At 64.3% G+C, this 15118-nt stretch carries 1 protein-coding gene (cut by a window edge); it reads left to right on the top strand.

Features of this window, described 5'->3' with window-relative positions; all coding sequences use genetic code 11:
- Positions 1-15118, top strand: the 3' end of a protein-coding gene (locus tag QZH45_RS17635) for a non-ribosomal peptide synthase/polyketide synthase (RefSeq protein WP_432783799.1). Its footprint begins 15737 nt before the window's first position; the window shows 15118 of its 30855 coding nt (coding positions 15738-30855); its start codon lies off the left edge, out of view; the stop codon is at positions 15116-15118.

The following is a 15118-nucleotide window of genomic DNA, read 5'->3' as shown; positions in this document are numbered from 1 at the left end:
CCGTGGTTTCCGTATCGAGCTGGGCGAGATCGAGGCCGCGCTGGCGGCTTGCGAAGGGGTCAGCGAGGCGGTGGTCATCGCCCGCGAGGACGAGACGGGCGACAAGCGTCTGGTGGCTTATGTCATCGCCAAGGAAGACGCGCAGCCAGCGGCTGCCGAGCTGCGCACGCAGTTGCTGGGCTCGCTGGCGGACTACATGGTGCCGAGCGCCTTCGTGCTGCTGGAAGCTTTCCCGCTGACCACCAACGGCAAGCTGGACCGCAAGGCCTTGCCGGCGCCGGATCAGTCGGCGGTGATCAGCCGTGAATACGAAGCCCCGCAAGGAGAAGTGGAAAGCGCCATTGCCCGGATCTGGCAGGATTTGCTCAAGCTCGAACGAGTGGGGCGCCACGACAACTTCTTCGAATTGGGCGGTCATTCGCTGCTGGCGGTGAAGTTGATCGAGCGCATGCGCCAGGTCGATCTGTCCGCCGATGTGCGGGTGCTGTTCGGCCAGCCGACATTGGCTGCGCTGGCTGCGGCGGTCGGCGGACACGCAGACGTCGTGGTGCCGGCCAACCTCATTCCTGCTGGCTGCACGCGAATCACCCCGGACATGTTGCCCCTGGCCGATCTGGACCAGGAAGCCATCGACCGGATCGTGGCCGCAGTGCCTGGCGGCGTCGCCAACGTGCAGGACATCTATGCCCTGGCGCCGTTGCAGGAAGGCATTCTCTACCATCACCTGGCCGCGGAGCAGGGCGACCCCTACGTGTTGCAGGTGATGTTCGGCTTTGACAGTCGCGAGCGCCTGCAAGCCTTTGCCCAGGCTTTGCAGAGCGTGGTGTCGCGTAACGATATCCTGCGCACCAGCATGGCCTGGCAGGGCCTGGAGTCACCGGTGCAGGTGGTCTGGCGCCACGCGACGCTGGCCCTTGAAGACATCGGGCTGGATCCGGCGGCGGGCGATGCAGTGCAACAGTTGCACGAACGCTTCGACCCGCGTCACTACCGCCTCGACATTGCCCAGGCACCGTTGATGCGGCTGGCCTATGCCCAGGATCTGGCGAACCAGCGTTGGGTCGGCATGCTGCTGTTCCATCACGTGGCGCTGGACCACACCGCCCTTGAGGTGGTGGTGCATGAAATGCAGGCCAGCCTGCTGGACCAGGCAGAGCTGCTCGCACCGGCTGTGCCGTACCGCAATCATGTCGCCCAGGCCCTGTTGGGCGTGAGTCGCGAACAGCACGAAGCGTTCTTCCGCGACATGCTGGGTGACATCGACGAACCGACGTTGCCGTTCGGTCTGCTGAATGTGCAGGGCGACGGCAGTGGCATCGAAGAAGTGCAACAAGGCGTGGATGCGGCATTGGCCCAGCGCTTGCGGGTGCAGGCCCGTCAGCTCGGGGTGAGTGCGGCGAGCCTGGTCCACCTGGCCTGGGGCCAGGTAGTCGGGCGCGTCTCAGGGCGTGAAGAAGTGGTGTTCGGCACCGTACTGATGGGCCGGATGCAGGGCGGCGACGGTGCAGACCGGGCGCTGGGGATGTTTATCAACACCTTGCCGCTGCGGGTGAGTGTGGGGCAAACCGACGTCCGTACAGGCGTGAAGGCCACCCACGCCCGGTTGAGCGGGTTGCTGGGGCATGAACATGCTTCCCTGGCCTTGGCCCAGCGTTGCAGCGGCGTACCGGCCTCGCTTCCATTGTTCAGCACGCTGTTGAACTATCGGCACAGCGCCGGTGAAGCCGCGTCCGAGCAGGCCATCTCGGCCTGGCACGGGATTCACACCCTGGGCATGGAAGAACGGACCAACTACCCGTTGTGCCTGAACGTCGACGACCTCGGCGAAGGTTTCCTGCTGACGGCCCAGGCGGTGGTCGAAGTGGGTGCGCGACGTGTCTGCGGCTACATGCATAGGGCGCTGGAGAGCCTGGTGCAGGCGCTGGAGCATGCACCTGACGCGCCGTTGCGCGAGTTGTCGATTGTACCTGCCGACGAGCGCGAGCAATTGCTGGTGGCGTTCAACGCCACTGACGCCGAGTATCCACTGGAGCAGACCATTCACGGCTTGTTCGAGGACCAGGTGCGGCGCACGCCGGATGCGCTGGCGGTGCGTCATGGCCGGCACCAGCTCAACTATCGCGAACTCAATGGACTCGCCAACCGGTTGGCCCATTACCTGCGCAAGCAGGGTGTGCAGCCGGACTCGCGGGTGGCGATCTGCGTCGAGCGTGGTCTGGACATGGTCGTTGGGTTGCTGGCGATCCTGAAAGCCGGTGGCGGTTACGTGCCACTGGATCCGGCCTATCCGGCGGATCGGATTGCCTACATGCTGGAGGACAGTGCTCCGGCGGCGATCCTGGTGCAGACGGCCACACGTGGCTTGCTGGGCGAGACGGCAATCCCGTTGATCGATCTCGACAAAGGTATCTGGCAGGACGAGGCGGCGCCCAATCCGCAGGTCGATGGCCTGACGTCGGCGCATCTGGCCTACGTGATCTACACCTCCGGTTCCACCGGCTTGCCGAAAGGCGTGATGATCGAACACCGCAACACAGTGAATTTCCTGACCTGGGCCCATCGCTCGTTCGATACGCAAACCTTATCGAAGACGCTGTTCTCGACCTCGCTGAACTTCGACCTGGCGGTCTACGAATGCTTCGCGCCGTTGACTAGCGGCGGCAGCATCGAGGTGGTCACTAATGTGCTGGAACTGCAACAGGGTGAGCACGACATCACCCTGATCAACACCGTGCCGTCGGCGCTCAAGGCGCTTTTGGAATCCGGTGGTTTGAGCGATGGCGTCGATACGGTCAACGTGGCCGGCGAAGCGCTCAAGCGTAGTCTGGTGGAAACACTGTTCGAGCAGACTTCCGTCAAGCGCCTGTGCAACCTCTACGGGCCTTCGGAAACCACGACCTATTCCAGTTGGGTGTCGATGGCCCGTGAAGACGGCTTTGCTGCCCACATCGGCAAGCCTGTGGCGAACACCCAGTTCTACCTGCTGGATGAGCATAAACAACCGGTGCCGCTGGGCGTGCCGGGTGAGATCTACATCGGTGGCGCAGGTGTTGCGCGGGGTTATCTCAATCGTGATGACCTGACGGCCGAGCGTTTCCTCAAGGATCCGTTCAGCAGCGAACCGAACGCCAGGATGTACAAGACCGGCGACCTCGGCCGTTACCTGCCGGACGGCAACATCGAATACCTGGGTCGCAACGACGACCAGGTGAAGATCCGTGGTTTCCGCATCGAACTGGGCGAGATCGAAGCCAAGCTCGCTCAGCACGAGGCCGTGAAGGAGGCGGTGGTGCTGGCCCGCGAGGACGTACCAGGCGATAAGCGTCTGGTCGCCTATTTCACTCAGTCGGAAGTGGTGGACATCGAGGCTCTGCGCATTCATCTGCAAGGGCAGCTACCGGAATACATGGTTCCCGTGGCCTACGTACTTCTCGCCACACTGCCGCTGACCCCCAACGGCAAGCTCGACCGCAAGGCCTTGCCGGCCCCGGACCTGGACTCGGTCATCACCCGCGGCTACGAAGCCCCCCGAGGCGAAATCGAAACGACCCTGGCGCAGATCTGGCAGGACCTGCTGGGCCTGCAACAGGTCGGCCGTCACGACCAATTCTTCGAATTGGGTGGCCATTCATTGCTGGCAATGCAACTGATCTCCCAGGTCCGTTTGCGCCTGGGCGTGGAGCTGAGCCTCACCGCTCTGTTCGCTCATCCCGGACTCATGGAGCTGGCGCAGGCCGTGTCTCAGGCCGGGCGCAGCACATTGCCAGAGATCGTCAGGGCTTCCCGCGACGAACCCTTGCCGCTGTCATTCGCTCAACAGCGCCTGTGGTTCCTGGCGCAGATGGAAGGGGCCAGCTCGGCCTACCATATGCCGGCCGGCCTGCGTCTGCGCGGCACGCTGGACCACGTCGCCCTGCAGCGGGCACTGGATCGCATCGTTGCCCGCCATGAGGCGTTGCGCACGACTTTCGTACAGGCCCAGGGCGAGGAGCCTTGGCAGTGTATCGCCGCGGCCGATAGCGGTTTCGCCTTGCTGCAGCATGACTTTTCCGAGCGGATCGATGGCGAAACCGAAGTACACGCCTTGGCGGCGCGGGAAGCCGTCGACGCCTTCGACCTGGAACACGGCCCGCTGATCCGTGGCCGGTTGATTCGCCTGGGTGACGAGGAGCATGTGCTGCTGGTGACCATGCACCACATCGTTTCGGATGCCTGGTCCATGGGGGTGTTGGTCAAGGAGCTGGCAGCGCTCTACGAAGCGTTCCGGCATGACCTGGACGATCCGCTGCCGACGCTGGCCGTGCAATACGGCGACTATGCCCTGTGGCAACGCCGCTGGTTGAGCGGCGAAGTCTTGCAAGCCCAGAGCAGCTACTGGCGGCAAACCCTGGTCGATGCGCCGGCGCTGTTGATGTTGCCGACGGACCGTGCGCGCCCGGCGCAGCAGGACTACAGCGGGGCGGCCCTGCCGCTGGCGTTCGACGCTGAGCTGACGGCCAATCTCAAAACCTTGAGCCAGCGTCACGGCGTCACTCTGTATATGACGTTGATGGCGGCCTGGGCGGCATTGTTGAGTCGTCTTTGTGGTCAGGACGATGTGGTGATCGGTTCGCCGGTGGCCAACCGCACACGGTCGGAAGTCGAAGGACTCATCGGTTTCTTCGTCAACACCCTGGCCGTGCGCATCGATGTCTCCGGCGCACCGACGGTCGAGGACTTGCTGGCACGCGTCAGGAGCCAGACCCTAGGCGCCCAGGCGCATCAGGACCTGCCGTTCGAGCAGGTGGTGGAAGTGCTCAATCCGGTACGCAGCCTGTCCCACAGCCCGCTGTTCCAGGCCATGTTGTCCTGGCAGACCCTCGACAACAGCGAACTGGTGCTTGGCGACCTGACGCTCGAAGGCCTCGGTGTGGCGAACAATGTCGCCAAGTTCGACCTGTCCCTGGAACTCGGCGAGGCCCAGGGGCAGATCTTCGGCGCCCTGGAATACGCCACGGCTTTGTTCGACGAGGCCACGGTGCAGCGTTACCTCGGTTATTTCGAGCGGGTGGTGCGTGCCATGGTGGCAAGTGACCAGACGTTGATCGAACAGATCGCGCTGGTGGATGACGCCGAACGCCAGCGTCTGCTGGTCGGGCTCAACGCGAACCAGGCACCGTACCCCCGTGAACAGACCATCCATCAACTCTTCGAGGCCCAGGTCGCGGCCCGGCCGCAGGCCATTGCCGTGGTGTTCGAAGGTGAGCGCCTGAGCTACGCCGAACTGAATCGCCAGGCCAACCAATTGGCCCATCACCTGATCGGGCTGGGCATCCGTCCGGACGACCGCGTAGCGATCTGTGTCGAGCGCAGCGCCGAGATGCTGGTGGGCCTGTTGGCGGTACTCAAGGCCGGCGGCGGTTACGTGCCGTTGGATCCGGCATATCCCGCCGAACGATTGGCTTACATGATTGCCGACAGTGCCCCGGTAGCGCTGCTGACCCAACGCGCACTGCAAGACCGCTTGCCGCCACTGGCTACGCCGGTGGTGCTGCTCGACTACGTCGAACGGGTGCGCAGCGGCATTGCCACAGGCCGCGAAGACAACCCGGTGGTGGCGAGCCTCGGCGTGCGTCACCTGGCCTACGTGATCTACACCTCGGGTTCGACCGGCGCGCCCAAGGGCGTGATGATCGAACACCGGGGTCTGGTCAACTACTGCGTGGATGCCGTGCGCCTGTTCGAACTGACGCCGGCCGACACGGTGCTGCAGCAAAACACGTTGAACTTCGACCTGTCGGTGGAAGAAATTTTCCCGGCGCTGGTCGCCGGTGCCACTCTGGCGCCGACCCGCGCGCTGTTTGGCAGCATCGAGTTGCAGCAGGACGTTGAGATCCGGCCGACCTTCCTGCACTTGACCGCGGCGCATTGGCACACCCTGGCGGCCGAATGGCACAACACGCCGGCGCAGGCCCGCGATCATCTGCGTGATGTGCGCCTGGTCAACGTCACCGGCGATGCCCTGTCGATGCAAAAGCTGCAGATGTGGGACGCGGTACGCCCGGCCCATACCCGACTGATCAATACCTATGGCCCGACCGAGGCGACCGTGTCGTGCACCGCCGCCTACATGCGCTACGACGCCGACGGCGCGGGCGGCAACGCCACCATCGGCACGCCGATGGCCAACACCCGTATCTACCTGCTCGACGGGCACCGCCAGCCGGTGCCATTCGGCGTGGCGGGGGAGATCTACATCGGTGGCGATGGCGTCGCCCGGGGTTATCTGAACCTCGACGCGATCAATGTCGAGCGCTTCCTCGTCGATCCATTCAGCGACCTGTCCGATGCCCGCATGTACAAGACCGGCGATCTGGCCCGTTATCGTCCGGACGGACGCATCGAGTACCTGGGGCGCAATGACTTCCAGGTCAAGGTGCGGGGATTCCGTATCGAGCTGGGTGAAATCGAAACCAGGCTCAGCCACTGCACCGGGGTCAAGGAAGCGGCGGTGATCGTGCGCGAGGACACGCCTGGAGACAAGCGCCTGGTAGCCTACGTCGTGCCGCAGGCCGGCCTCACTCTGAGCGCAGCCGCCTTGCGCTCGGAACTGTCGACCCTGCTGGCCGAGTATATGGTCCCGAGTGCATTCGTCAGCCTGGCCGCGCTGCCGCTGACACCGAACCGCAAACTCGACCGCCAGGCGCTGCCGGAGCCGGATGCCGAGGCCTTCGCCAGCCGTATGCACGTAGCGCCGCAAGGCGCCACGGAGGTCGCCCTGGCGCAGATCTGGCAAAGCATGCTCAACGTCGAAGCGGTGGGGCGTCACGACCACTTCTTTGAACTGGGTGGGCATTCGTTGCTGGTGATGCGCTTGATTGCCCAGGTGCGCGAGCAATTGGGGGTGGAACTGAGCCTGAACGAGGTGTTCGCCCAACCCGAGCTGAGCGCGTTGGCCAAGGTGCTGTCCCGAGCGGCCCGCAGCACCCGGCCGGATATCATGCCGGTGTCCCGTGAGCAGGCACTGCCGTTGTCGTTTGCCCAACAACGCCTGTGGTTCCTCGCGCAGTTGGACAATGCCAGCGCGGCGTATCACATCCCCACCGGCTTGCGTCTGCGTGGTGCGTTGGACACCGCCGCCCTGGGCCGTGCCCTGGATCGCATCGTCGCCCGTCACGAAGCCTTGCGCACGACCTTTGTCCAGGGCCAGGAGGTGGAGCAACGCATTGCCCCGGCCGACATCGGTTTCGCCTTGCAACGGCATGACCTGTCCGCCCACCCGGATGCCGAAGCCGAGCTGTCGCGCATGGCCGGGCAGGAAGCGCGGCAGGTGTTTGATCTGAGCCGTGGCCCGCTGGCCCGTGGTCGCCTGGTGCGCATGGGCGATGCCGACCATGTGTTGCTGGTGACCCTGCACCACATCGTCTCGGACGGTTGGTCCGCCGATGTCCTGACTCGTGAGCTGGGCGTGCTGTACGCGGCATTCAGCCAAGGCCAGGACGACCCGCTGCCGGCCTTGCCGGTGCAATACGCCGATTACGCCGTCTGGCAGCGGCGCTGGCTCTCCGGCGAGGTGTTGAGCCGCCAGGAACGCTACTGGCAGGACACCCTGGCCGGTGCACCGGCATTGCTGACCTTGCCGACGGACCGGCCACGGCCGGCCCAGCAGGATCATTCCGGTCATGCGGTAGGGATCGCCTTCGATGAAGCACTGACCGAAGGCCTCAAGGCCTTGAGCCAGCGCCATGGCGCCACGTTGTTCATGACGGTGATGGCCGCATGGGCCGCGCTGCTGAGCCGGATGTCCGGGCAGGACGATATCGTCGTCGGCACGCCGACGGCGAACCGCATGCATGCGGAAGTCGAAGACCTGATCGGCTTGTTCGTCAACACCCTGGCGGTACGCGTCGAGGTTTCGACCGAGCTGACCGTCGAGGCCTTGCTGCAACGGGTCAAGGCCCAGACCCTGGGCGCCCAGGCGCATCAGGACTTGCCGTTCGAACAGGTGGTGGAAGTGGTCCGGCCATTGCGCAGCCTGTCCCACAGCCCGGTGTTCCAGGCCATGTTGTCATGGCAGAACAGCGAAACCGGCGGGATGGAATTGTCCGAGCTGTCACTGCAAGGGCTGGGGGTCAGCAGCCGTACCGCCAAGTTCGATGTGTTGCTGGACATGGCCCTGATCGATGGTCGCCTGTTCGGTTCGCTGGAGTACGCCACGGCGCTGTTCGACCAGGCCACGATGGAGCGCTACCTCGGTTATCTCGAATGCATCTTGCGCGCCATGGTTGCCGATGAGCAGGCCCTGGTGGCGCAGATCCCGCTGTTGGAAGACGCTGAGCGCCAGCATCTGCTGGAAGCCTTCAATGCTACAGCCGTCGACTATCCGCAAGGCCTGACCCTGCATGGCCTGTTCGAGGCACGGGTCACGACCTGTCCGGATGCCGTCGCCGTGGTGTTCGAAGCGCAACAACTGAGCTACGCCCAACTGAACCAGCGAGCCAACCAGATCGCCCACCGGTTGCTCGCCCTGGGCATTCGCCCGGATGACCGCGTGGCGATCTGCATGGACCGCAGCGTGGAAATGGTCGCGGCGCTGCTGGGAATCCTGAAAGCGGGCGCTGCCTACGTGCCGCTCGACCCGGATTATCCGGCTGACCGTTTGGCCTACATGCTGGAAAACAGCGCCCCGGCCGTGGTGCTGATCCAACGCGCCTTGCAGGCGAGCCTGCCCGCGACCGACGCCAGGGTGATGGTGCTTGAAGACGAAGACTTCGCCACGCAGCCGACCGGCAATCCGCAGGCCTCGGGCCTGCACGCCAGCCATTTGGCCTACGTCATCTACACCTCCGGTTCGACCGGCCTGCCCAAGGGCGTGATGAACGAGCATGGCGCGGTGGTCAACCGCCTGCTGTGGATGCAGGACGCCTACACACTGAGCGCCACGGACGCGGTGCTGCAGAAGACCCCGTTCAGCTTCGACGTCTCTGTGTGGGAGTTCTTCTGGCCGCTGTTCACCGGCGCCCGGCTGGTGATGGCGCGTCCGGGCGGGCATCGCGATCCGGCGTACCTGCGCGAAGTGATCCAGACCCAAGGCATCACCACGCTGCACTTCGTGCCGTCGATGCTGGATGTGTTCCTGGCCCATGGCGAGGCTGGCGAGTGCGAGGGGTTGCGTCAGGTGATGTGCAGCGGCGAAGCCTTGCCGGGGCATCTGGTACGGCGTTTCAAGGCGCAATTGCCACAAACTGCGTTGCACAACCTGTACGGTCCGACCGAAGCGGCCGTCGACGTGACGGCGTGGGACTGCTCCGGCGCCGAGACACCGGACAGCACGCCGATCGGCAAACCGATCGCCAATACTCGGATCTACCTGCTCGACGCCCATCAGCAACCGGTGCCCATGGGCGTGGCCGGGGAGATCTACATTGGTGGCGTCCAGGTGGCGCGGGGGTACCTGCACCGCGCGGAACTGACGGCGGAGCGTTTCCTCGACGACCCGTTCAGTGAGCGGCCGAATGCCCGGATGTACCGCACCGGCGACCTGGGTCGTTACCTGGCGGATGGCAACATTGATTACCTGGGGCGTAACGACGATCAGGTGAAGATCCGCGGGTTCCGTATCGAGCTGGGCGAGATCGAGGCCAAGCTTGCCCGGCACGAGGCGATCAAGGAAGCCGTGGTGCTGGCTCGCGAAGACGTGCCGGGGGCCAAGCGTCTGGTGGCGTACTTCACCGTGCACGGTGACGAGTTCAACATCGAGATCGAAAGCCTGCGTGCCCAGTTGCAAGCCCAACTGCCGGAATACATGGTGCCGGCGGCCTATGTGCGGCTTGATGCATTGCCGCTGACGCCGAATGGCAAGCTGAATCGCAAGGCACTGCCGGCGCCGGACCAGGCCTCGGTAATTACCCGTGAATACGAAGCGCCACAGGGCGCGGTGGAAACGACGCTGGCACAACTGTGGGCCGAGCTGCTCAAGGTTGAGAGGGTAGGGCGTCATGACCACTTCTTCGAGTTGGGTGGGCACTCGTTGTTGGCGGTCACGCTGATCGAACGCATGCGCCAGTCCGGTTTGAGCGCCGATGTGCGGGTGCTGTTCGGCCAACCGACCCTGGCCGCGTTGGCGGCGGCCGTGGGCGGCGCGACGGAAATCGTGGTGCCGGACAACGGCATCGTGCCGGACTGTGAGCAGATCACCCCGCAGATGTTGCCGCTCGCCGATCTGAGCCAGCGGGAAATCGACGCCGTCGTCGCCGGCGTGCCCGGCGGCGTGAGCAATGTCCAGGACATCTACGCCCTGGCGCCGTTGCAGGAAGGGATTCTGTATCACCACCTGGCTTCGCAGCAGGGCGATCTCTATGTGCAGCAGGCCATGTTCAACTTCAAGGATCGTGCCCGGCTGGATGACTTCGTCAATGCCCTGCAAGGCGTGATCGACCGCCACGATATCCTGCGCACGGCTGTGCTTTGGGAGGGCTTGCGCGAGCCGGTGCAGGTGGTGCTGCGCCAAGCACCATTGGCGGTGCAGACCTGTATGGTCGAGCCGGGCCAGGACGTGGGCGCGCAGCTTCGTGAGCGTTTCGACCCTCGGCACTATCGGCTCGATGTGCGCCAGGCACCCATGATGCGGCTTGCCTGTGCCTATGACGACGAACACCAGCGTTGGGTTGCGCTACTGCTGTTCCATCACATTGCACTCGATCACACCGCGCTGGAGGTGATTCAGCACGATATGCAAGCGTACTTGCTCGGGCAGCAGGCCCAGTTGGGCGATGCCGTGCCGTATCGCAACTACGTGGCCCAGGCGCGGCTTGGCGTGACGCAAAGCGCCCACGAGGCGTTCTTCAGGGACATGCTCCAGGATATCCAGGAGCCGACCCTGCCATTCGGCCTGCAGGACGTGCAGGGCGACAGCCATGTCATCGAACAGGCCCGGTTGGGCGTGGACGACAGTTTGAATCGTCGTCTGCGGACACAATCGCGTCTGCTTGGCGTCAGCGCAGCGAGCCTGCATCACCTGGCCTGGGCGCGGGTGGTGGGCGCTGTGTCCGGGCGCGAAGACGTGGTGTTCGGTACCGTACTGATGGGCCGGATGCAGGGCGGTGAGGGGGCCGATCGGGCGCTGGGGTTGTTCATCAACACCTTGCCGCTGCGGGTTGACGTCGGCGTCGACGGGGCACGGGCAGGCGTCAAGACGACGCATGCGCGTCTCACCGCGCTGCTGGGACACGAACATGCGTCGCTGGCGCTGGCACAGCGTTGCAGCGGTGTTGCTACGTCGACGCCATTGTTCAGTGCACTGCTGAATTACCGGCACACTGCAACGCAGGTCACCCAGGAGGCCCAGTCGGCCTGGAACGGGATCGAGGGGCTCGGCGGTGAGGAGTGGAGCAACTATCCACTGTCGCTGAACGTCGACGATCTCGGTGAGGCCTTCGTGCTGACCGCCCTGGCGGAGTCGCGCATCGGGGCGGAACGCATCTGCGGCTACATGCACACGGCGCTGGAGAGCCTGGTCGATGCGCTTGAGCACACGCCCGAGGTACCCTTGCGCGAGCTGGCGATATTGCCGGCGGCGGAACGTCGGCAGCTGCTGGTCGACTTCAATGCAACCGACACGGTCTATCCCCGCGAAGAGACGGTCCACGGCCTGTTCGAAGCCCAGGTCAGGGCCCGGCCCGACGGGATTGCACTCCAGCATGGGGCGCAGCAACTCACCTACCGGGAGCTGCACGAGCGAGCCAGTCACCTGGCGCATTGCTTGCTTGAACAGGGCGTCCAGCCAGGGTCGCGGGTCGCGATCATGCTGAACCGTTCGTTCGAGCTCATCATCAGCGAACTGGCGATCCTCAAGTGCGCCGCTGTCTATGTACCGCTGGACCACCATGCGCCGGAGGAGCGGCAGCGCTTCATGTTGCAAGACAGTGCCGCGGTGCTGGTGTTGACGACCAGTGACAGGGTCTTGCCGGAAGACATGCCGCGATTGGACCTGGACACACTGCAATTGATCCAGGCTGCAAGGCCGGCGGTATTCCCCGGTCAAACCAGCGATACACCGGCGTACATCATGTACACCTCCGGCTCCACGGGCCACCCGAAAGGGGTGATCGTGCCGCACCTGGCCATAGGCCGATTGGCGATCAATAACGGCTACGCGGATTTCGGTGTACAGGATCACGTGGCTTTCGCCTCGAACCCGGCGTTCGACGCCAGTACGATGGAGGTGTGGGGGGCATTGCTCAATGGCGGGCGCGTTGTGATCATTGATCACGAAACCTTGCTCAGCCCGACGCAATTCGCCCAGGCGCTGACAGATGCCGAGGTCTCGGTACTGTTCGTCACCACCGCCATGTTCAATCAATACCTGGTACTGATCCCGGATGCCCTGGCAGGCCTGCGGATCCTGTTGTGCGGTGGCGAGCGCGGTGATCCGGCATCCTTCCGGCGGCTGTTGGCCCATGCTCCTTCGCTGCGGCTGGTGCATTGCTATGGTCCCACCGAGACCACCACCTTTGCGACGACCCATGCGGTCACTGCCGTGCCGCATGGCGCAACGAGTGTTCCGATCGGCCGTCCTATCGCCAACACCCGGGTATATATCCTCGATGCCGCGCGCCAACCGGTACCTGTGGGTGTCGCGGGGGAAATCCATATCGGTGGTGTCGGGGTGGCCCTCGGTTACCTGAACCGGCCGGACCTGACCGAGGAACGTTTCATTGTCGATCCGTTCAGCGATTCGGGCACCGCGCGTCTGTACCGCAGTGGCGATCTTGGCCGCTGGCTGCCCGACGGCACCATCGAATACCTGGATCGCAACGACGGGCAGGTCAAAATACGTGGTTTCCGTATTGAGCTCGGTGAGATCGAGGCCCGTTTGCACGAGTGCCACGGGGTACGCGAAGCCCTGGTGGTCGCGCGTGAAGACAGTCCGGGCGACAAGCGCCTGATCGCGTACTACACCGAGCACGAGAACGCTGGGGGCCTCGATGCGGATGTCCTGCGCGTCCAACTGCGCTCCGTGCTGCCGGAATACATGATCCCGGCCGCCTATGTGAAATTGACGGCGTTGCCGCTGACGCTGAACGGCAAGGTCAACACCGGGGCGTTGCCGGTACCGGAACTGCACGCTTATGGGAGCCAGGGCTACGAGGCGCCGCAAGGCGATCTGGAAGTCACGCTGGCAGGCTTGTGGGCCGACGTCCTGAAGCTGGAGCAGGTCGGTCGTCACGACAACTTCTTTGAACTGGGCGGTCATTCATTGCTGGCGATCCGGCTGGTCGGATTGTTGGCACAGGCCAACCTGACCGTCTCGCTGGCCGAGCTGTTCCAGCACGAAAGCGTCGCGTCGATGGCATCGATGCTGCAGACCCGTACCGAGGATGCCCAGGTCAAGGAGGCCATCGTACCGGTGCGCACCACCGGCCAGCAGAATCCGCTGTTCCTGGTGCACGAGTTCAGTGGCCTGGACCTGTACTTCCCGACGCTGGGCAAGCACATCGACCCGGATATCCCGGTGTATGGCCTGCCTGCCGTCGAGTGGGGCGAGCCGCAGTTGCAGACAATGGAATGCATGGCCTCGCGGCTGGTGGGGATCATTCGTTCGGTACAACCCCAAGGGCCTTATCGCCTGGCCGGCTGGTCGTTCGGTGGTGTGCTGGCCTACGAGACCGCGATCCAGCTGATCGGCCTGGACGAGGAGGTCGAGTTCGTCGGCCTCATCGACAGCTATCTGCCTCGGCTGGTGGATCAGGGGCGGTCGCGCTGGGCGTTGGACGAAGCCCACAAGCTGCATCTGCTGGACCGTTGCGATGTGTTCTGGAGGGCTGCGTTGCCTGGCGAAGAGGTATTAGCAGCGATCCTGGCGAAACTGGCCGATCTGCAGGGGCAACTGGATCGATTCGATTTCGAAGGCCTGGTGCAGCATTGCCGCGACGAGGCGGTGCTGCCGGCCGAGCTGGCCGTCTACAGTGCGGAGCAGCTCTGGCAGTACCTCGATCGCGAAGTGGCCCACGGTCATGCGTTGGCCCATTACATGGTGTATCCGATTTCCGTACCCGTGCATCTGCTGGTGGCCGAAGAACGCCAGGACGACGCTCCCGAGCACTCCGGTTATCTGGGCTGGGACGCTGTCCTGCCCACGTCGCAGCTGCATTGCGTCAAGGTACCGGGTAACCACCAGAGCATGATGCAGGCGCCCCATGTCCAGGCGTTGGGCCAGGCCCTCAGCACCGAGCTTCACACCGCCGCATCGCGTCCGGCACCCTTGCCGAAGAGCGGTTACCAGCCGCTGCTGACGATCCAGGGCGGACGGGCCGACCGGGCGCCGATCTTCTGCGTACCGGGGGCCGGCGACAGCGTCACCGGTTTCATCGGCCTGACCGACGCCTTTGGCCCGGACTGGCCTATCCATGGGTTGCAACATCGGGGGCTGGACGGCAGCACAGAGCCTTTCAGCCTGGTGGAAACCGCCGCCCAGGCGTACCTCGAAGCCATCGACAAGGTGCAACCGGAGGGGCCGGTGCATCTGCTGGGGCATTCCTTCGGTGGCTGGATTGTCTTCGAGATGGCGGCCCGTCTGCACGCCCGTGGTCGCAAAGTAGCCTCGTTGACGCTGATCGACAGCGAATCGCCCGGCGGCAACGGCGTGGTGGGCAGGCCTTATACCGGGACTGGAGTGTTGAACCGGTTGATCGAGGCGATGCAACTGGCCTCGGGTAAATCCCTGGGGATCGATGCCACGGTGTTCGGCGCCCAGGACGATTCGGCGCAGATGCGCCTGCTGCATGCCGGCATGGTCCGCGCCGGCATGTTGCCACAGCGTTCGGCGGTGGATTCGATGCGTGGTCCGGCGCGGGCCTTTGGTACGGCCCTGCGTACGGTTTATCAACCGCAACATCAATACACCGGGCCGGTGCGGCTGGTGCTGGCGAATGATCCAACCCTGGATACCGCCGGCAACAAGCGCGAGCAACAGGAAATGATCGAAGGGTGGCGCAAGCATGTACCGGACCTGAGCATTTGGTACGGCCCGGGCAACCACTTCACGATTCTCAAGGCGCCTCACGTACATAACCTGGCTGCCTGGTGGCAGGACGGCCTTCCCATGCTCGATGAGGAGGAGGCCAGTGACTACGTCTAG

It is taken from the genome of Pseudomonas corrugata, from assembly GCF_050920615.1.
GTDB lineage: Bacteria > Pseudomonadota > Gammaproteobacteria > Pseudomonadales > Pseudomonadaceae > Aquipseudomonas > Aquipseudomonas corrugata.
Note: the sequence above shows the minus strand (reverse complement) of the source record. Positions and strands in the feature narration are given on the sequence as shown.